Raw genomic sequence first — 18,745 nt, 5'->3', positions numbered from 1 at the left:
ACAAGAAGCCTGTCAATTGACAAGCTTCTTTTATAGTTTCTGTTTTAAATCTGCTACAACCATCATGACCTGCATCGGTGTCATATTGTAAATGTCCAAGTCTCGTAACTCTTGAAGAACTGGATTTTCAGTAAAATCATCAAAGAGAGAGATTTGCTCATTAATATGCGTTTCAGTGACAGGCTTCTCTTGAGGCGATACCTTTTCCTGAGGTTGGATAGTAACTGTCTCGCCCTCTAATTGTGTCAAGATGGTGTCAGCACGTTCCAGTAAATCTGCTGGTAAACCTGCAATCTTAGCCACATGAATACCATAAGATTTATCGGCTGGGCCATCAACAATCTTGTGAAGGAAGGTCACCTCGCCATCCTTTTCAAGTGTTGCTACATGGACATTGACAAGGTGTGTCAATGTATTTGACAGGGCTGTCAACTCATGATAATGGGTAGCAAACATGGTTTTAGCCCCCACCTTGTCATGAATAAACTCAATGATAGACTGGGCCAAAGCCATACCATCATAGGTGGCCGTCCCACGTCCCAACTCATCAAAAATAATCAAGGAATTAGGTGTTGCCCGCTTAATGGCCTGATTAGCCTCCATCATCTCAACCATGAAGGTCGACTGACCTGAAATCAAGTCATCTGCAGCACCAATACGTGTATAAATGGCGTCAAAAACTGGCAAATCAATACTATCTGCTGGTACGTAAGACCCCATCTGAGCCATAACGACTGACAAAGCTAACTGACGCATATAGGTAGATTTACCACTCATATTTGGTCCTGTGATGAGCTGAACATTGGTCTGACTGTCAAAGGTAATCGTGTTTGGAATGTATTCCTGAACGCCCATAACCTTCTCAACCACCGCATGACGACCTTGATCAATAACAATACGATGCTCATCATTGAACACAGGACGAACATAATGATTAGTCTCTGCTGTAACTGCCAAACTCTGAAGCACATCGACTGTCGCAATGGCCTTAGCCAAAGATTGCAAACGGTCAATATAGCGTTCAACCTGCTCACGGACACGCATGAAAATATCATATTCGAGCGTTGATGACTTTTCACGTGCCTCGAGCATCTCACCTTCAATCTTAGCCAACTCAGCAGTTCCAAAACGCTCCGAATTTTTCAGGGTTGCCTTGCGGAAGAAATGATCAGGAACCAAGCTAAGGTTAGAGTTGGTCACATGGAAGTAATAACCATCTTTACGGTTATAATCAATTTTTAGTGTTGTAATACCAGACGCTTCACGTTCCTTGGCTTCGATGTCTGCGATCCATGACGTTCCTTCACTCATCACCTTGCGATACTTGTCCAAGGTCTCATCAAAACCAGCACGGATAATGCCACCTTCTGTAATGGTTGCAGGAGCATCTGGGTCAATAGCCGAACGAATCAGACTTTCTAATTCTGGCAGGGTATCTAACTCTTGTAAAAGACGTGACAAGGCCTCGTCATCAAAAGACTCCAAAATTGCCTTAATAACTGGAACCTGAGCCAGGGTATGACCTAGCTGAATCAAATCTTTAGGATTAGCCTTGCCAAAGGAAACTCGACTGGCTAAGCGCTCAATATCGTAAACACCTTTAAGACTCTCAGTCAGGTCACTACGCTCAAAGAAATTGTCCAAGAAAACTTGGATAATATTCTGACGCTCTATGATTGCAGCCTGATTCACTAAAGGACGATCAATCCAAGTGCGCAAAAGACGCATTCCCATAGCTGTCTTGGTTTCATCCAAGAGCCAGAAAAGAGAACCGTGTTTCTTGCCCGTTCTAGCATTTTCCAGCAAATCCAAACTTGACTTGGTCGCATAAGACATCTGCAAGTAATCCTTAATCTCATAGTGCTGAGCCTTTTGTAAATGACTGAGCTCACGCATCTGAGTACGGTGCACATACTGAAGAAGTTTACCCGCTACACTGCTTTCCAAGTCTGTCAAGCCAGTGTCAATCAAGTGGACATCATCGTAAACCTCTGTTTCCTTGGAGAGAAGCAGGTTGAGCTGCTTCACCAAAACTTGTTCATCAGCTTCGGGTAAATCATAACCAACCACTACTTCACGTGCCTTAAGGTTCTGAATTTCACTATAAACTGAACTGAAATCGTCCAACTCTGTCGCAAAAAATTCACCCGTTGACACATCCATATAGGCCAGGCCGAATCGACTTCCAGCCTTGTCAATAGCTACCAAGAAATTATTGGCATTATCAGGTTTAGAACTGTCAACCACTGTTCCTGGGGTGATAACCTGAACAACCTCACGCTTAACCACACCAACAGCCTGTTTAGGATCCTCCATCTGCTCAGCAATGGCTACCTTGTACCCCATCTCAACCAAGACATCAATATAGGCTTGAGCTGAATGATAAGGAACACCAGCCATAGGAATGGGATTATCGGCGTTCTTATTACGACTGGTTAGGCTAATTTCCAAAATCTGGGCAGCCTTAACGGCATCCTCGTAAAAAAGTTCATAAAAATCCCCCATACGGAAGAGCAAAAAAGCATCTGGATAATTTTCCTTGATATCCAAATACTGCTGCATTCCTGGAGATATTTTTTCCTTAGCCATGTCTTAACTCCTCGTTAATCCTTTCTTCGATAGACTTGGTCACATATTGGATCAAGTCACTGGCATCTTGCATTTTTTGACGGTAGTCCTGAACAATAGGCAAATTTTCCAACTCATGCTGAATCAAATCTGCTTGTTCCCCTGCCTCCTCATAGGCACGTTGTTTCTCAATTTTTTGAAAAAGTACGGCTTCTTGTTGATAAGCCTTCATCTGTCCAGCCAGATGACTGATTTGAGGTACCTGTCCAATGGCCTTCTCAGCCTCTTGAAAAGCAAGAACCGCCTCATGGTGTTTGAGGAGGTCGATTAACTCTTCTTTGGCTTTTTGGAGATCCTGATGAGGAGTGTTCATCAGTGAAACTCGCTTTCCAGTTTTTCAGCAACCACAGCATCCTTACAGATTACCAATAGAGTATCTGCCCCAGCAACAGTTCCTAAAATTTCAGGGTTGCCATCACTGTCAATTAGATTGGCCAAAACATCAGCCTCACCCAACTCCGTGTGAAGGACCAGCATAAACTGGGCACGGGAAACTGATTTGACATAGTCCTTAACCGTAGGATCCAAACTTGGAAGCACATGTTCAGACAAACTGTAGTAGAGTCTGCCTTCTTCATCACGAAGCTTCAAAAGTCCAATCTCACGCAAATCACGTGACAAGGTCGCTTGTGTAACCGTGATACCTTCCGCCTCTAGGCGTTGCTTAATTTCCTCTTGTGTCCCAATCTTATCTCTTGAAATCATCTGTTTGATAACAGCTTGACGATCTCTCTTCATTATCTTTCCTCTTTTTATGTATATTCCTTGCATATTATAACAGAATTTTTGTATTTTTTCATGAAATACTTCCTAATAGATGCTTTCTTGTCCCTACCCTATTAACTAAAATAATGGTAAAATAGGTATGAATGACAAGATTTGAAATGGAGTACCTATGAATACTAAAGAACTCATTGCAGCAGAAATTGCCAAAGTTGTTCCTGAATTGGAACAAGAAAACATTCAAAATCTGCTTGAAACCCCTAAAAATGCTGACATGGGGGACCTCGCCTTTCCTGCCTTCTCATTGGCTAAAGTCTTGCGCAAGGCTCCTCAAATGATTGCAGCAGACATCGCTGAAAAAATCGATGCCTCAAACTTTGAAAAAGTTGAAGCTGTTGGTCCTTACATCAACTTCTTCCTTGATAAATCAAAAATCTCAGCGGACGTTCTTGGACAAGTCATCGCTCAAGGCAGCCACTACGCTGACCAAAACATCGGTCACGGACGTAACATCGCCTTTGATATGTCTAGTCCTAACATCGCTAAACCTTTCTCTATCGGTCACTTACGTTCAACAGTTATCGCTGACGCTCTTGCCAACATCGTAGCTAAACAAGGCTACAAACCAGTCCGCATCAACCACTTGGGTGACTGGGGTAAACAGTTTGGTATGTTGATTGTTGCCTATAAGAAATGGGGTAGCGAGGAAGCTGTCAAAGCCAACCCTATCAATGAACTCCTTCAACTTTATGTGCGTATCAATGCCGAAGCTGAAAAAGACCCATCTGTAGATGAAGAAGCTCGTGAATGGTTCCGTAAATTGGAAGCTGGTGACGAGGAAGCAACTGCCCTCTGGCAATGGTTCCGTGACGAAAGCTTAGTAGAATTCAACCGTCTCTATGATGAACTTGGTGTTTCATTTGATAGCTACAACGGTGAAGCTTTCTACAATGATAAGATGGATGAAGTCGTTGACATCTTGACAGAAAAAGGACTTCTCCAAGAATCTCAAGGTGCCCAAGTGGTTAACCTTGAAAAATACGGTATCGAACACCCAGCCCTCATCAAAAAATCAGATGGTGCAACACTCTACATCACACGTGACTTGGCTGCTGCCCTCTACCGTAAACGTACTTACGACTTTGCCAAAGCCATCTATGTGGTTGGTAATGAACAATCTGCTCACTTCAAACAGTTGAAAGCTGTCCTTAAAGAAATGGGCTACGACTGGTCTGACGACATGACTCACGTTGCCTTTGGTCTAGTAACTAAGAACGGTAAGAAATTGTCAACTCGTAAGGGTAACGTTATCTTACTTGAGCCAACTATCGCTGAAGCTGTTAACCGTGCTCAAGCTCAAATCGAAGCTAAGAATCCAAACTTGCCTAACAAGGAAGCTGTTGCTCATGCTGTTGGTGTCGGAGCTATCAAGTTCTACGACCTTAAGACAGACCGTATGAATGGTTACGACTTCGACCTTGATGCTATGGTATCCTTCGAGGGAGAAACTGGACCTTACGTTCAATATGCACACGCTCGCATCCAATCTATCTTGCGTAAGGCCGACTTCACGCCATCTGAAGATGCTACATACAGCCTAAACGACGTTGAAAGCTGGGAAATCATCAAACTCATCCAAGACTTCCCACGTATCATCAACCGTGCTTCAGACAACTTTGAACCATCTATCGTTGCTAAATTTGCTATCAGCTTGGCCCAAGCCTTCAACAAATACTATGCGCACACACGTATCTTGGACGAAAGCCCAGAACGTGACAGCCGTTTAGCTCTTTGCTACGCAACAGCAACAGTCCTCAAAGAAGCCCTTCGCCTTCTCGGTGTTGAAGCTCCAGACGAGATGTAAGCCATATTTAAAACGTCTAAGGGCGTTTTTTTAGTGACCAAAAAAAGAACCCAACACATCATATTGAGCTCTTTTGGAGATTATGAAAAAGAAAAGTTCGTTGTTCTACAAAAAGTGCAAGCCAACGAGACTTACTGAACAGCGTTCAGTAAAAGTTATTTAGGAGACTTATAGTATAACCTCCCTACCTTAAAGAAACCTTAAATCGCAGCAAAAAAATCCCCAAAGGGATTTTCACAGCAGTCCAAAGACCACTGAAAAGATACGATTGTACAGGCTTCCCAACCTCTTCTTCCTAATCCTCCAAGGTGACCGCTTGTCCAATAGAATCTTTATATAACTATATCACCTTGTTTTGGAAGGGTTTTCAAGTGTTTTCTTAAAATATCCTAATAAAGCCTCAAAAAAATAAGAAAAAAGCCTAGATTTCTAGACTTTCTTCGGGGAGATTTGTTATGAAAAAATTATGTTTACCTCTAGCTCACAAAAGCTAGCCACTTTATTAGGATGGTTATAATATATCCTCATAAACTTAAAAGTAGCTTAAAAATTTATTCTCTATCTTCACTTTTTAAAACAATAAGTAAAATAAGTAATAGTAAGCACCCATTAAGAATATCCATATCTAAAAACCAAGAGGGGGCTTTGATACTTCCAAGATCATTCATGATGCGGATGATATTATAAGCAATGCTTACTATTAAGAGACTAAGTTCCGGTAAACAGTTAAATCGTCCTTTTAAGATTACTAACTTCTCCTTCCTGACAGTTTTCTAGCGATGACTCTATTATAAGTCTGAAAAGAGCACAAAACTGGTGACATAAATGTCACCATCAAAAAAAGCAGGTCTAACCTGCTTTTTTACTGTATTGCTTCAATTAGTCACCCAAACCGATGCGTTCGAAGATCTCATCCACACGTTTAGTGTAGTAAACAGGGTTGAAAATCTCGTCGATCTCTTCTTGGGTGAGACGAGAAGTTACCTCTGGATCTGACTCAAGAAGTGGTTTGAAGTCTACTTGGTTATCCCATGATTGAGCAGTCTTTGGTTGAACAAGGTCGTAAGCTTGCTCACGTGTCATACCTTTTTCAATCAAAGTAAGCATCGCACGTTGGCTGAAGATCAAACCAAATGTAGAGTTCATGTTGCGGATCATGTTTTCTGGGAAGACTGTCAAGTTCTTAACGATGTTTCCGAAACGGTTGAGCATGTAGTCAATCAAGATTGTTGTATCTGGTGTGATGATACGCTCAGCTGATGAGTGAGAGATATCACGTTCATGCCAGAGTGACACATTTTCATAAGCTGTTACCATGTGACCACGGATAACACGTGCAAGACCTGTCATATTTTCAGAACCGATAGGGTTACGTTTGTGAGGCATTGCTGAAGACCCTTTTTGTCCTTTGGCAAAGAACTCTTCCACTTCACGTTGTTCTGATTTTTGAAGACCACGGATCTCAGTCGCCATACGCTCGATAGAAGTTGCGATGCTAGCAAGAACTGCAAAGTACTCAGCATGAAGGTCACGAGGAAGTACCTGTGTAGAGATTTCTTGAGCACGGATACCAAGCTTGTCGCAGACGTATTTTTCAACGAATGGTGGGATGTTGGCAAAGTTACCAACCGCACCAGAAATCTTACCAGCTTCCACACCAGCAGCCGCATGCTCGAAACGCTCGATATTGCGCTTCATTTCGCTGTACCAAGTTGCCAATTTAAGACCAAAAGTTGTTGGCTCAGCGTGCACACCGTGGGTACGACCCATCATGATCGTGAACTTGTGTTCTTTCGCTTTGTCAGCGATGATATTAAGGAAGTTTTCAAGGTCCTTGCGGATGATATCGTTGGCTTGTTTGTAGAGATAACCATAGGCAGTATCTACCACGTCAGTAGAAGTCAAACCATAGTGAACCCACTTACGCTCTTCACCAAGCGTTTCAGAAACCGCACGTGTGAAGGCAACCACATCGTGACGCGTTTGCTGCTCGATTTCAAGAATACGGTCGATGTCAAAGTCCGCTTTTTCACGAATCAAAGCCACATCTTCCTTAGGAATTTCTCCCAACTCAGCCCATGCTTCATCCGCCAAGATTTCCACCTCAAGCCAAGCACGGTATTTATTTTCTTCAGTCCAAATGTTCGCCATCTCAGGGCGTGAATAACGTTCGATCATGTTTTTTCTCCTTTAATTCTATCATTAATAGTTTCGACGTATATATTCAGCTTGTCTAATATCTCCAACTTGTTTACATGCTTCAATATACATTAATCTCGATTTTTCGCTCATATACATTATGCTTTCATTAAAATATACTATAGCATCATTGAATTGCCCTAATTTAAATAAGACTATTGCATATATTTCAGATAACTCTGGCAAGCGTATATTTTGTCCTTCTAATTCAAGTATATTGGACAGTCTTTCTTTTAAATATTTCAAAGAATCCGCATCATCAAAAGTTGTTTCATCAAAAGTTAGGAAAAATATATTTCCTTCTACAAATTGACGATAGTTTTGAAACTCTCTGTTCTTATAAATATCCGATAATTTTAGGACTTCTTGGTCGAAACCCAGTTTAATCCTAATAGCAATTTGTTTTACCAACTCTAATTCAGTCACGTCTACTTTGTGTAAAATATCAATATTTATTAGTTCTTTTATTAAGAGTAATTTGTCTATAGTTTCGTATTCATAATAATACAATATACTTTTTTCAGCAATTATTTCCTTCATTTCTTTTGACAATACAATAATCCGATCTAACGCAAAGAATAAGGTAATAAATAATACTGGCACTTTTAAAACATCAGAACCAAGTTCTAAATTCCCAACTAAAGTAAATCCAAAAAATATACTATAAATAAATATTTTTTTTAATAATTTTATTTCTTTGCTAGCACTTCCAGTATAGACCCATATTATAAATACTACTAATAAAGTTAGAAGTAAAGAAAAGCCTACCCCTACTGGAAATAATCTAAATAGACAATAACTCATAGTTATAAAAAGAATAATTAAAAATATGATTTTCTTTCTACTCTTTTTATTTTTTGTCCGATTCCCCCACCAATTGTAAAGAATATCTTCAAAATAATTTAAATATTGCACAACAGTATAATATTTATCATCTCCAATAGGATGAAAAATAGTTAAAATGCTAAATAAAATAATGATTAATATTACCTGGAAATAAACTTTGAAGATAATGGTGTAAATTATAATTGTTAAGATTGCAATAATTACTTTCGACCAAAAATTTTGTTTCTTAAAAATTAATATTGTAACTAGTGATATTATCATTGGAAACAACATCTTAGAAAGCAAAACTAACTCATCAAAAATTATTTCAGAAAGTGATATGGGAGAATGTGCATTCTGGGTCGATGGTACATATTGTAGAAATTCACTCTTTCCTGAAAATATTGCATCTATTATAAAGTATAAATTAGCAAATGCTACTGCTGTGTGTAAAATAAACGGTTTTATCTGATGATAAACTACAACTACAAATATACATGTAAATATTAAAAAAAGAATTCCATATAAAATACTTAAAAAATCTCTTTTTTTCAAATCTTTTTTAGATACATAATTAATTGACGGCAGCAACAAATTATTTATCAATCTAAACTCTAAAAAATTATTTTTCATTAAAAATCTATTCCCTATATCTTTTCTTTATAAAAGCAATTCTCAATTTTTAGACCAATCTATTCACTAATGAAAACAAGACTATAAAATGAGATGGGATAATAACCAAATTAGAGAATTGTGCGCTTCAAAATTGATAGATTTATTCTTCATCCTTCTCTTCACTCTCAGGTTCATTAAGGGTGTTTGGTAAACCTAAATGCCCAATAGTATCAGATAGCCCTTGAATAGACTTTAATATTCCAGAATCTATTTTAGGTACTTGAATATTATGGAACACCTCCATCATAGATTTAATCGCATTATTAAAATCAAGATTGTTAGCATAAAACCTATCCATTGCTGGCCTTATTACTTCTGATACTGTTTTAGATAAAGATGATAAGCTAGCCAGAAACTCCTGATCAAAAATATCATTTGTAAGTTTTCTAGTTGCTTCAAAATCCCATTTCTCGATCATACTATATTCAAGCTCTTCTAGTTCTTTAATTACATCTGACAACAACAAATCTATTTTTTTGTAACGCCTATAGGTTAGTGTGTGAAAATGCATAACGTCATTTCTGTACTCTCTTATTCTATCGTAGTTATTTTTGAGTACATCAACTTTTTCACTATTAGTGAATGGTGTAAAATGTTTTTCCCATATAGTGATTGGAAGCGAATTTCTTATCATTTCTTTCAGAGTATATTCATTTTTATTTTGAAAATCTTTAAAATGAATAATTAAGTCATTAACTGGATTTATATTTATTTCAAATATTAATGCATGGAGTTCAGCTATCTGCAGTCTTTCAATATGCTCTATTGTATTAATTTTTGATAAATCTAATTTATCATTAGTCTGTTCCTTGATAATTCTTACGATATCCTCGTCCTCGAGCGGAGACAAAGCTAATACAAAAATTTTCCGTAATAATGACTCATAAACTTGAAATTTAGGATAAAGCCTATTCGAAAAATACATAGACAAACTATTAGATAGAATTGAATACTTCAAATGATTTTTTCCTAAAAATTCTCTAAACTTTGAAAGAAACTTATCAATTTTTTTGCCGACTTCAATTTATAATTACTATATTCATAACTAAGTGAAATTTCGACTATTCCACTTCTAAATTGTTGGGTATTTATCGTAAATTCGTTATTTTCGTAAGAACACTTATAGTCAATCGAATACTCCGCTACATTCTTATCACCAAATTCACCGTGGTTACTAGAAATAATACTAATTATCTCTGAATTAAGAAATAATTCATCAAGTTTGACAATGCTAATATTTTTAGTTAATAACTCCACCTCAAATTTCATATTTATCTCTAAAAATCAATCCCTTCCCCAAACTCTTCAACTTCATCTGGCTCATCACTAAACAAAGTCACATGCCCCATTTTGCGGTTGTGCTTCGCTTCTAGTTTACCATACATGTGGAGGTGGGCGCTTGGATTTTCTGTGACATAACGCTCAGCTGCTTCGATGTGTTGGCCGAGGACGTTGAGCATGATAGCAGGTGCATGGAGGTGAATTGCTGGAAGTGGTGCTCCGAGAACACCCAAGATATGCGTATCAAATTGTGAAAAGTCACAGGCTTCGATTGAGTAGTGCCCTGAATTGTGTGGGCGTGGCGCGATTTCGTTGACAATGATGTCATCAGCTGTCGCAAACATTTCTACACAGAGAGTACCAGAGAGGTTAAGTTGCTCAGCAATCTTCACAGCCATAGCTTTAGCTTTCTCAGCTAGACTATCAGAAATACGGGCAGGCACAATAGTTTTAGAGAGGATGTTGTTGCGGTGGATATTTTCCTGTACTGGGAAAACTGCCACATCCTTGCCATTACCAGACACGATGACTGAAATTTCAAGGTCGAAGTTGACGAACTCTTCCAAGACACACTCAGCTGAGTTAGCAAGGGCATTTGCCTCTTCCAAATCGTCGGCTGATGTGATGACCTTTTGACCGTGGCCATCGTAACCGCCTGTCGCTGTCTTGAGGACGTATTTTTTAGAAAGGTCAATATCTTCCAAATCAAGGCTAGATGTCACAACCTTGTAAGGAGCAACTGTCACTTTAGCCTTATTTGAGAGGAAGTCTTTCTCAAAGATACGGTTTTGTGAAATGCGAAGCAGGTCTGTTCCTTGTGGAAGTTGACCGTCTTTGATAACAGCATCAAGGCCGTCAGCGTCGACATTTTCAAATTCATAAGTGAGAACATCACAGCGGTCCGCCAACTGGCGAAGGGCGTCCACATCGTCATAAGGTGCCACGATAACCTCAGACACACGAGAAGATGGACAATCTGCTGCTGGATCAAGGGTGATAACCTTGTGGCCCATGTAGATAGCTGAGATAGCCATCATCTGACCGAGCTGGCCACCACCGATGATACCAATGGTTTTAGTTGAGCTCATTTGTAGACTCCTCTGCGATTTTTCCTTGTTCTTCAGCAAAGTTAGCAAGCGCATCTGCAATGGCCTTGTCTTCTACTGAGAGGAGACGGAGGGCAAAGAGGGCAGCGTTAGTCGCACCAGCTTCACCGATAGCCATGGTTGCGACAGGTACACCACCCGGCATCTGAACGATAGAATAGAGCGAATCTACACCGCTAAGGGCACGTGATTTGACTGGCACACCGATGACTGGAAGGGTTGTTTTAGCAGCGACCATCCCTGGCAAGTGAGCAGCGCCACCTGCACCAGCGATGATGACCTTGATGCCACGACTACGTGCTTCTTCGGCATGTTTGAACATGAGGTCTGGTGTACGGTGTGCAGAAACAACTTTCTTTTCGTAAGCGACGCCGAAGTTGTCGAGGACTTCAGCGGTTTTTTGCATGGTTGCCCAGTCGGATTTTGAGCCCATGATGATGGAAATTACTGGTTTAGTCATAATTTTTCCTTTTCTTTTTTGATAATAGTCTTAGGTGGTGGGGACGGAAGCAAACCTTCGGTTTCATTTCTAAACTTTGAGCCTAAAGTCTCAAAGTTTCCCCGACCAGAACAGATGCTGTTCTGGTCTTTTCACCACGGCGACCATTATCTTAGTTTGGCTCGCTTTCGCTCGCCTTTTACGACCTACGGTCGCTGATTATTTGTTAGCCTTGCTACCGATATCCGTACGGTAGAAGAGGCCTTCTGTGTTTTGTTTGTTGAGTTCGTTGTAGATGATGTTTTGGCCGTCTTTGACGGTGTCTGCTGTTGTGACCAACATGTAAACACGTCCTCCGTTTGAGAGGAGGTCTTGGCCATTTTCAGCGAATTTGGCACCGGCATAGTAAGTGATGATGTCACCCTCTGTCTTGGCCGGCAACTTAACACCTTTTTCATAATCCAATGGGTAGCCGTTTGAGGCTACTACCACACCAAGTGTCACACCCTTATCCGTCCAAGTGATAGTTGGCTCTTTACCATCCAAAATGTCAGTGATATTTTGCGCAAAATCAGAAGTCAAACGAGGCAAGATGATTTGCGTTTCAGGATCGCCAAAGCGAGAGTTGAACTCGATGACTTTAGGGCCGTCAGCTGTCAAGATAAGACCAGCGTAAAGGACACCAGTGTAAGGACGATCTTCTTTAATCATACCTTCAAGGACTGGCTTGACAATAGTGTCAACCGCTGTGTCAACCACGCTCTGTGGCAAGTGAGGAACCGGCGCATAAGCCCCCATCCCACCAGTGTTAGGACCCTTGTCACCATCATAGGCACGTTTGTGATCTTGAGCTGTTGGCATGATGTAGAACTTGTCCCCATTGACAAAGGCAAATAGAGAAAACTCCTCTCCATCAAGGAATTCCTCGATGACCACTCGCGCACCTGAATCACCGAATTTATTGTCCAAGAGCATCTCATGAGCAGCTTCGACAGCTTGCTCAACCGTTTCAGCTACGATAACACCCTTTCCAAGCGCCAAACCATCTGCCTTAACGACGATTGGAGCGCCTTTTTCCTCGATATAGGCCTTGGCTTCCTCAAAATCTGAAAATGTGCCATAGGCTGCTGTTGGAACATCATATTTGACCATGATTTCCTTAGCAAAATCCTTAGACCACTCCAGCTCAGCCGCAGCCTTGGTCGGACCAAATGCTTTGAGTCCTGCCGTATTGAAATCATCCACGATCCCAGCCGCAAGGGCATCGTCTGGACCAATAAAGGTCCAAGCAATATCGTTCGCTTTTGCGAAGTCAATCAGCTTAGAATGTTCGGAAATTCCGATATTGATCAAATCAAGACCGTCCAATGTCATCCCGTCATTACCAGGAGCCACGAAAACTTGCTCAACGTCCTTAGACTCCAATAATTTCTTGGCAATCGCATGTTCACGACCACCAGAACCAACAACCAAAAGTTTCATTTGAAAGATACCTCAATATCAAATAAGACCAGGGGCAAATGCCCGTTAACGACAATCATTCGGAAAAAATTAGCTATTTTTACGAATTATATATAACCATTATAACATATTTGTTCGGAAATATGGGTATGTATCCAAATTTGGACATAAAAAAGGTGGCCACTTGGACCGCCTCTTGGGAGATTATGAAAATGAAAAAAGTTAATTAGGATTGATGATAGTATATCTTGAGCAGCTTAAGGGAGGCTTAAACGCAAAAATATCCTCATTTTCCTGAAAAACTGCGAATAGGTAGGTGGAGGTTAAAATGAAGAAAAAATTACTAAATTGTCTCTTACCGCTAGCTTGTCTAGCGACTATTTCGGTTTCGTGTGGCAGTTCCGCTCAGGCGGCTGTCCTCGGAGATGACTATCCTTCCTCTTGGAAATACGGTGGCATCGGTGTCGATCCATGGACCATGTACTGGCGTCAGTGCACATCCTTTGCGGCCTATCGCCTCAGTAACTCCAACGGTTTCACTCTGCCTGTAGGTTATGGAAATGCCATCACTTGGGGACCAATTGCACGAGCGAATGGACATCGTGTAGATATGAATCCTGCTGTTAGAAGTATCGCTTGGTTTTCAAACGGTGTCAACGGAGCTGGATACATGGGACATGTTGCTTGGGTAGCTGAGGTAAATGGTGATCAGGTGACTATTGAAGAATACAACTATAATGCGGGACAAGGGCCTGAGAAATACCATAAACGCAGTTTCCATAAGAGTCAGGTGTCTGGTTATATCCACTTTAAAGACCTCGAACCAGGAGCTCAAATTGGAAATTCTACTAACTCTTCTATCAAAGTTGGTGATACGGTCCGCTTCTCAGGAACTTTTCGTGTTACATCTGTATCAGGAAATACCATCACTAGCCAAGATTTAGCTGGAGGTACACCAACCAAACACAATATCGTTGACCCTGGACCCGTTCTTGAAGTTGATGCACAAGGCAATCCAACATCAGACCAATACCTCAATCCTGGTGAGACCTTTACTATTCCAGGTAACTTCAAAGTACTAGCCATTGACCCACCTAGCGATGGCGTCCTCGTTCAAATCGGAAATCGCAAGACTTGGGTAACTCAGTCTGTCCTTGAAAAGGCTTAAATCTATTGAACAATCGTGCGAACGGTTGTTTTTTTGATGTGCTGAAATAAAAAAGCCCAGCGGGTGCCGAGCTCTTAGGAGATTTATGAAAAAGAAAAGTTTTTTAGGATGGTATTAGTATAACTTGGAGAGCTTAAAGGAAACTTAAGGTATCTAAAAAAACATCCAACTTCTTGGATGTTTTGTAAATTCTTAATGACGGAAATGACGAACGCCTGTAAAGATCATTGTCAAACCATGTTTATCAGCCGCTTCGATTGACTCTTGGTCACGGACTGATCCACCCGGTTGGATGATTGCTTTAATACCTGCTTTAGCGATTTCTTCCACGTTATCTGCAAATGGGAAGAAGGCATCTGAAGCAAGAACAGCACCATCAAGACGATCTTTAGCTTGCTCAATGGCGATACGGACTGAAGCCACACGGTTAGTTTGACCAGGGCCAACACCAAGTGTCATGTGGTCGTTAGTCACGATGATACCATTTGATTTGACATACTTGATAGCTTTCCAAGCAAACTCCAGAGCTGTCGCTTCTGTTTCAGTTGGTTGGCGTTTCGTAACCACTTGCCAGTCAGCTGGGCTTTCTTTAACAACGTCTTGGTTTTGAACGAGAAGTCCACCGACAACGCCAGTGTATTCTGCTTCCGCTTCGCTAGCATCTTGAGCGTCAAATGGCAACTCAAGGATACGCAAATTTTTCTTCTTGGTAGTCAAGATTTCAAGTGCTTCATCTGTGTAGCTTGGTGCAATGATGATTTCAAGGAAGACACCGTGCATTTTCTTAGCCGTCGTAGCATCAACTTCACGGTTGAGGACTACAATACCACCAAAGATTGATACTGGGTCAGCTTCATAAGCGTAGTCCCAAGCTGTTTCAATGTCGTCAGCTTGACCGATACCACATGGGTTCATGTGTTTGAGAGCCACGACTGTTGGACGGTCTTTGAAATCACGGATGATACGGATAGCAGCATCAGCATCACGGATATTATTGAATGACAATTCTTTACCGTTAAGCTGTTTAGCTGAAGCAATTGAGTAAGCCGTTGGCAAACCTTTTTGGTAGAAGTCTGCGTCTTGTTGGGGGTTTTCACCGTAACGCATAGGTTGCTTGAGGTCATAAGTCAAAGTGAGTTTTTCAGGTTTTGTTTCACCCACTTGAGCTGTGAAGTATTCTGCAATCAAAGCGTCATATGAAGCTGTGTGACGGTATACTTTCGCTGCCAAACGTTGGCGAGTTTCGTAGCTTGTTTCGCCGTTCGCTGACAATTCGTCAAGCACAACCGCATAGTCAGCAGGGTCTGCCACAACTGTTACGCTAGCGTGGTTTTTAGCTGCTGAACGAAGCATTGATGGACCACCAATATCGATGTTTTCAACTGCGTCAGCATAAGTCACGTCTGGTTTGAGAATAGTCTCCTTGAATGGGTAAAGGTTCACCACAACAAGGTCGATCAATTCGATATTATTGTCCTTAGCCGCTTGAAGGTGGCTGTCGAGGTCACGACGAGCGAGGAGACCACCGTGGATAATTGGGTGAAGGGTCTTCACACGACCATCCATCATTTCTGGGAAACCAGTCACATCGTCAATGGCAATGGTATCTACCCCAGCATTATCAAGGGCAACTTTGGTACCACCTGTTGAGATGATGTCCCAACCAAGTTTTTTGAGTTCTTGGGCAAATTCAACAATGCCTGCTTTATCTGAGACTGAAATAAGTGCTCGTTTAGTCATTTGTTCTCCTTATAAATCAATTTGAGAAAAATTTTCATCTAGACTTTTAAAAAATTGTTTAATTAACTGTTCATCAAATTCATTTTCAGATTTAAGTTTAGCTTTGAATTTATTAATTTTAGGAGCTAATTCCTCCATCCGTTTATTAAATTGTTCAATCTGTTCTTTATAATTTAATTTAGCAAATTCTTGTAATTTTTGAGTGAACTGCTCAGTCAATTTACCGTTACTCTCATGACCTGTAAATGGGTCCAGAATTTTAGGTAAGTATACAATATTCCAAGGTGCTGTAAATGCATAACAATTTAATGTTTTTCCAAAAATATGAGATACTTGGTAATTAAACAATATATTTTTAGATTTATGATTTTTAGTTTTTGTGTACTCTGTATATCTATTTAAAGTAGATGATGGAGCTGAATTATTTGAACGATCAATAGAAATAACTTCTTTTTCAGAATAATCAAAAATATACTCATAAAAACTTATTAGAAGAGCTTTCGTATTTTCTTTCCCTTTATCTCCAAAAGTTCTAACATATACTTTAGAAATGTTATTATCTTTTATATACTTCTCTGACTTCTTAAGTCTTTTATCTATTCTAAAATTAAGAGATTCCCACGCCTCGACTTTCTTTTTCTTATCGTCTATCATATACATATTATTTTTAGTAAATTTCCAAATTTCTTCGATTAAATTATCATTCTTGTTATCATCAAAAAAATATTCGAAAAATCTTTTGTAACCATCTATTTCTTTGTATTTTTTACTCATTATAATCTCTCCACTCCCAAACTATCCAAGACTTCTGGATAGAGCTTGTACTCTGTTTCGTGGATGCGAGTTTCGAAAGTGTCAAGGGTATCACCTTCAAGGCGTGGCACACGGACTTGTTTGATAACCTTACCGGTATCAACACCAGAATCCACCCAGTGAATGGTCACACCAGACTGGTTAACGCCTGCATTCCAAGCATCTTCAATACCATGAGCCCCTGGAAATTCAGGGAGATAAGCCGGGTGAATATTGATGATACGACCCTCATAAGCTGCTAGCAAGGTTGGGCCAACGATTTTCATATAACCGGCCAAACAAACCAAGTCAATCTGGTGATCATCCAAGAGTTTGACGATAGCCTCTTCATAAGCTGCTTTATTGTCAAATTCCTTGAGTTCAAAGGCATGGCTAACCACATTAAGATTCTTGGCACGTTCCAAGACATAGGTATTACGGTGATCTGAAAAAACAAATTCTACTGGAAATTGTTCCGCAATCACCTGAAAGTTTGAGCCGTTGCCAGAGGCAAAAACAGCAATCTTCATATTCGATACAAAGGGACGTTTCGGCTAGCCGAACAGTTTCGCAGAAAAATAGGAAATCATTGTTGGGTGCTTGCACACAAAATGATTTCTCTTTTTTCCTAGAAAATGAGTCCCGTGTTCAGTTAGGCTTGCTAACTAAACACTCCTTTCTACAATTTCTCTGTACAAAATGGTGATATCACCATTATTTAATCACCACACTTGCGCCATCTTTCTTCACAATACGACCGATTTCATAAACAGGTTCGTCAAGAAGTTCTTTGACACGTTCAACATTTTCTGGTTTAACCGCAAGCATGAGACCAATACCCATGTTGAAGATTTCAAACATTTCTTCGTGTTTGATTTCACCATACTTTTCAAGGGCTTTGAAAATTGGAAGGACTGGCACTTTGCTTTCGTTAATTTCAGCAGCCAAGTCATCTGAGAACATACGTGGTACATTTTCAATGAAACCACCACCTGTGATGTGAGCAATTCCATTCACCAATTCTTCTTTGATGAGTGGCAAAGCCGCTTTGACGTAGATACGAGTTGGTTCAAGAAGAACGTCTTTAAGTTTTTTGCCTTCAAGTTCTGGGAGAACTTCTTCACCTGTGTAATCAGCAAAGACACGGCGAACGAGTGAGTAACCATTTGAGTGGATACCGCTTGAGGCAAGTCCAAGAAGCACGTCACCTTCAGCCACTTTTGAACCATCGATGATTTGTGATTTTTCTGCGATACCTACCGCGAAACCAGCCAAATCATAGTCGTCTTCACCGTACATACCAGGCATTTCAGCAGTTTCACCACCGATGAGGGCTGCACCAGATTGCACACAACCTTCAGCCACACCAGCAACGACCTGTTCCAATTTCGCTGGTTCATTTTTACCAGTCGCTACATAGTCAAGGAAGTAAAGGGGCTCAGCACCTGCAGCAATGATATCGTTAACACACATAGCGACACAATCTTGACCGATAGTGTCGTGTTTGTCGTACTTAATAGCAAGCATGAGTTTAGTACCGACACCATCTGTACCTGAAATCAAAACGGGCTCTTTGACACCTGTTTTTGAAAGGTCAAACATCCCACCAAAGCCACCAAGAGCTCCCATGACACCTGCACGCTCTGTACGGGCAACGTGTTTTTTGATACGTTCAACAACTTCATAACCTGCTTCAACGTCCACACCCGATTGGGCATACGCATTTTTATTTGTCATTTGTTTATTCCTTTTCTTTTTTCGAGAAAAATTGCGACGTATTTTTAGATAAACCACCTTTTTATCTAAAAATACTAGTCAGGTCTCTAGCTTTGGCCCCATAGGGC

At 40.5% G+C, this 18,745-nt stretch carries 16 protein-coding genes; 2 read left to right on the top strand and 14 right to left on the bottom strand.

The annotated features are described in order from the left end of the window. Positions 1-30 precede the first annotated feature (30 nt). The 3 genes from mutS to argR are packed head-to-tail and all read right to left on the bottom strand — an operon-like array spanning position 31 to position 3,369. The gene (gene mutS / locus EL076_RS00340) at positions 31-2,562 is read right to left on the bottom strand and encodes a DNA mismatch repair protein MutS (RefSeq protein WP_408055270.1); all 2,532 of its coding nucleotides are present in this window, start codon (positions 2,560-2,562) and stop codon (positions 31-33) included. 19 nt (positions 2,563-2,581) lie between these two features. Further along, the gene (locus EL076_RS00335; protein ID WP_002889586.1) at positions 2,582-2,941 is read right to left on the bottom strand and encodes a YlbF family regulator; all 360 of its coding nucleotides are present in this window, start codon (positions 2,939-2,941) and stop codon (positions 2,582-2,584) included. Further along, the gene (gene argR, locus EL076_RS00330; protein ID WP_170314548.1) at positions 2,941-3,369 is read right to left on the bottom strand and encodes an arginine repressor; all 429 of its coding nucleotides are present in this window, start codon (positions 3,367-3,369) and stop codon (positions 2,941-2,943) included. The genes EL076_RS00335 and argR overlap by 1 nt, the downstream gene beginning before the upstream one ends. A gap of 154 nt (positions 3,370-3,523) precedes the next feature. On the opposite strand from argR, the gene argS reads away from it, so the two are divergent. Then, the gene (gene argS / locus EL076_RS00325) at positions 3,524-5,215 is read left to right on the top strand and encodes an arginine--tRNA ligase (protein WP_117648100.1); all 1,692 of its coding nucleotides are present in this window, start codon (positions 3,524-3,526) and stop codon (positions 5,213-5,215) included. Positions 5,216-6,094: 879 nt separating this feature from the next. Here the strand turns inward: argS and purB are convergent. The 7 genes from purB to purD form a co-directional block, all read right to left on the bottom strand. Next, positions 6,095-7,393, bottom strand: a complete 1,299-nt coding sequence (purB, locus tag EL076_RS00320) for an adenylosuccinate lyase (protein WP_003098279.1) — start codon at positions 7,391-7,393, stop codon at positions 6,095-6,097. A gap of 24 nt (positions 7,394-7,417) precedes the next feature. Further along, positions 7,418-8,872, bottom strand: a complete 1,455-nt coding sequence (locus EL076_RS00315; protein WP_126428887.1) for a hypothetical protein — start codon at positions 8,870-8,872, stop codon at positions 7,418-7,420. A gap of 142 nt (positions 8,873-9,014) precedes the next feature. Continuing rightward, positions 9,015-9,872: a hypothetical protein gene (locus tag EL076_RS00310; protein ID WP_232009655.1), complete on the bottom strand. Its 858-nt coding sequence runs from the start codon at positions 9,870-9,872 to the stop codon at positions 9,015-9,017. An 11-nt stretch (positions 9,873-9,883) separates the two neighbouring features. Then, a complete protein-coding gene (locus EL076_RS10130) occupies positions 9,884-10,183 on the bottom strand; it encodes a hypothetical protein (RefSeq protein ID WP_232009653.1) in 300 nt (99 codons plus the stop codon). A gap of 8 nt (positions 10,184-10,191) precedes the next feature. Continuing rightward, positions 10,192-11,283, bottom strand: coding sequence for a 5-(carboxyamino)imidazole ribonucleotide synthase (gene purK, locus EL076_RS00305; RefSeq protein ID WP_126428885.1), 1,092 nt, complete (start codon positions 11,281-11,283; stop codon positions 10,192-10,194). After that, positions 11,270-11,761, bottom strand: coding sequence for a 5-(carboxyamino)imidazole ribonucleotide mutase (gene purE, locus EL076_RS00300; RefSeq protein WP_013989899.1), 492 nt, complete (start codon positions 11,759-11,761; stop codon positions 11,270-11,272). The genes purK and purE overlap by 14 nt, the downstream gene beginning before the upstream one ends. A 198-nt stretch (positions 11,762-11,959) precedes the next feature. Beyond that, positions 11,960-13,222, bottom strand: coding sequence for a phosphoribosylamine--glycine ligase (gene purD / locus EL076_RS00295; protein WP_126428883.1), 1,263 nt, complete (start codon positions 13,220-13,222; stop codon positions 11,960-11,962). Between the two features lie 307 nt (positions 13,223-13,529). On the opposite strand from purD, the gene EL076_RS00290 reads away from it, so the two are divergent. After that, entirely contained in the window at positions 13,530-14,369 is an 840-nt protein-coding gene (locus EL076_RS00290) for a CHAP domain-containing protein (RefSeq protein WP_126428881.1), read from the top strand. A 192-nt stretch (positions 14,370-14,561) separates the two neighbouring features. Here EL076_RS00290 and purH read toward each other — a convergent pair whose 3' ends face one another. The 4 genes from purH to purM all read right to left on the bottom strand — a co-directional run bounded on the left by purH (position 14,562) and on the right by purM (position 18,638). After that, positions 14,562-16,109 carry a bifunctional phosphoribosylaminoimidazolecarboxamide formyltransferase/IMP cyclohydrolase gene (gene purH, locus EL076_RS00285; protein WP_126428879.1) on the bottom strand — a complete coding sequence of 516 codons (1,548 nt, stop codon included), beginning with the start codon at positions 16,107-16,109 and terminating at the stop codon, positions 14,562-14,564. Between the two features lie 9 nt (positions 16,110-16,118). Further along, entirely contained in the window at positions 16,119-16,883 is a 765-nt protein-coding gene (locus tag EL076_RS00280) for a hypothetical protein (RefSeq protein WP_232009652.1), read from the bottom strand. Further along, the gene (purN, locus tag EL076_RS00275) at positions 16,883-17,431 is read right to left on the bottom strand and encodes a phosphoribosylglycinamide formyltransferase (protein ID WP_126428877.1); all 549 of its coding nucleotides are present in this window, start codon (positions 17,429-17,431) and stop codon (positions 16,883-16,885) included. The genes EL076_RS00280 and purN overlap by 1 nt, the downstream gene beginning before the upstream one ends. Before the next feature lie 184 nt (positions 17,432-17,615). Next, positions 17,616-18,638: a phosphoribosylformylglycinamidine cyclo-ligase gene (gene purM / locus EL076_RS00270; RefSeq protein WP_003094963.1), complete on the bottom strand. Its 1,023-nt coding sequence runs from the start codon at positions 18,636-18,638 to the stop codon at positions 17,616-17,618. Positions 18,639-18,745: the final 107 nt, after the last annotated feature.

This window comes from Streptococcus vestibularis (assembly GCF_900636445.1).
GTDB lineage: Bacteria > Bacillota > Bacilli > Lactobacillales > Streptococcaceae > Streptococcus > Streptococcus vestibularis.
This window is presented reverse-complemented; position numbering and strand designations above follow the sequence as displayed.

What these genes read in the sequence shown, in the direction of transcription:
- mutS (WP_408055270.1), bottom strand. Translation starts at nt 2,562, where the DNA reads ATGCAGCAGTATTTGGATATCAAGGAAAATTATCCAGATGCTTTTTTG.
- EL076_RS00335 (WP_002889586.1), bottom strand. Translation starts at nt 2,941, where the DNA reads ATGAACACTCCTCATCAGGATCTCCAAAAAGCCAAAGAAGAGTTAATC.
- argS (WP_117648100.1), top strand. Translation starts at nt 3,524, where the DNA reads ATGAATACTAAAGAACTCATTGCAGCAGAAATTGCCAAAGTTGTTCCT.
- purB (WP_003098279.1), bottom strand. Translation starts at nt 7,393, where the DNA reads ATGATCGAACGTTATTCACGCCCTGAGATGGCGAACATTTGGACTGAA.
- EL076_RS00315 (WP_126428887.1), bottom strand. Translation starts at nt 8,872, where the DNA reads ATGAAAAATAATTTTTTAGAGTTTAGATTGATAAATAATTTGTTGCTG.
- EL076_RS10130 (WP_232009653.1), bottom strand. Translation starts at nt 10,183, where the DNA reads ATGAAATTTGAGGTGGAGTTATTAACTAAAAATATTAGCATTGTCAAA.
- purK (WP_126428885.1), bottom strand. Translation starts at nt 11,283, where the DNA reads ATGAGCTCAACTAAAACCATTGGTATCATCGGTGGTGGCCAGCTCGGT.
- purE (WP_013989899.1), bottom strand. Translation starts at nt 11,761, where the DNA reads ATGACTAAACCAGTAATTTCCATCATCATGGGCTCAAAATCCGACTGG.
- purD (WP_126428883.1), bottom strand. Translation starts at nt 13,222, where the DNA reads ATGAAACTTTTGGTTGTTGGTTCTGGTGGTCGTGAACATGCGATTGCC.
- EL076_RS00290 (WP_126428881.1), top strand. Translation starts at nt 13,530, where the DNA reads ATGAAGAAAAAATTACTAAATTGTCTCTTACCGCTAGCTTGTCTAGCG.
- purH (WP_126428879.1), bottom strand. Translation starts at nt 16,109, where the DNA reads ATGACTAAACGAGCACTTATTTCAGTCTCAGATAAAGCAGGCATTGTT.
- EL076_RS00280 (WP_232009652.1), bottom strand. Translation starts at nt 16,883, where the DNA reads ATGAGTAAAAAATACAAAGAAATAGATGGTTACAAAAGATTTTTCGAA.
- purN (WP_126428877.1), bottom strand. Translation starts at nt 17,431, where the DNA reads ATGAAGATTGCTGTTTTTGCCTCTGGCAACGGCTCAAACTTTCAGGTG.
- purM (WP_003094963.1), bottom strand. Translation starts at nt 18,638, where the DNA reads ATGACAAATAAAAATGCGTATGCCCAATCGGGTGTGGACGTTGAAGCA.